The organism is Salinisphaera sp. G21_0 (assembly GCF_017744115.1).
GTDB lineage: Bacteria > Pseudomonadota > Gammaproteobacteria > Pseudomonadales > Endozoicomonadaceae > Endozoicomonas.
In genome coordinates this window covers 1-816 of sequence record NZ_JAGHQW010000206.1, presented here as the reverse complement: position 1 = coordinate 816, position 816 = coordinate 1, and the positions used below count along the sequence as shown (strand labels likewise).

The 816-nt window shown below is 38.7% G+C and carries 1 protein-coding gene; it reads left to right on the top strand.

The window, feature by feature from the left end; all coding sequences use genetic code 11:
- Positions 1–390: 390 nt before the first annotated feature.
- A partial coding sequence (locus tag J7439_RS25675; RefSeq protein WP_209204896.1) for a MarC family protein occupies positions 391–816 on the top strand: 426 nt, incomplete at its 3' end.

Sequence of the window (816 nt, the reverse complement as noted above, 5' to 3'; positions counted from 1 at the left end):
TTCAGTTCTGTACGATAAGTGTTTTCACAAAACCTGATGATCTGAAATCACTGATTTGAAACTTGAGTTTAAAGTTAACTTTTCTCTGCACACTCCGAGAATTCCACATTGCATTGGTTTAGTTAATGAAGGCAGGAACAGCGCAAGATCATAGCGAACCTGACCAATGACATGATCACGAGTTTCTGTGAGTCCTGAACTGCGACCAGAGGGTGGCAGTCTCTAAACCAAAAATTTCAGCAGACGCCTACTGCACCGATGAATTTAGCGTGAACTCACTGCATAACCGACAATTTCAACAGTAACATATTAATATTTGTCTATATTATTCTTGGTGGTGTTTCTGATTGAATAGCACAGTTCTTTTTCTCCGAAATATTGCTGGAGCAAATGATGGGCAAAGACTTTTATACACATGCGGTGTCTGTTTTCCTGGGATTTTTTGCAATTATGAATCCAATAGCAAATACAGCAGCTTTTGATGGTTTGGTTGGAAACAGTGACAGTAGTGAGAGATTTAGAATTGCAGCAAAATCTCTCACAATAACTTTCGGTATAGTGTTACTTTTTTCCGTTTTAGGTAAAGGTATTTTTCATGTTTTCGGAATTACACTTCCAGCATTAAGAATTTCGGGAGGCGTTCTTGTTTTTCTTGTTGGTTACCACATGCTGAATGGTAACGCTTCAAGTTTACAGTCCAGTCATAAAAGTAATCTCGAAAATATTGCAGTTTCACCTTTAGCAGTACCTTTACTTGCAGGGCCGGGAACCATTGCAACAGCTATGAATTATTCTGCATCTGGTGAGTTAACCAGA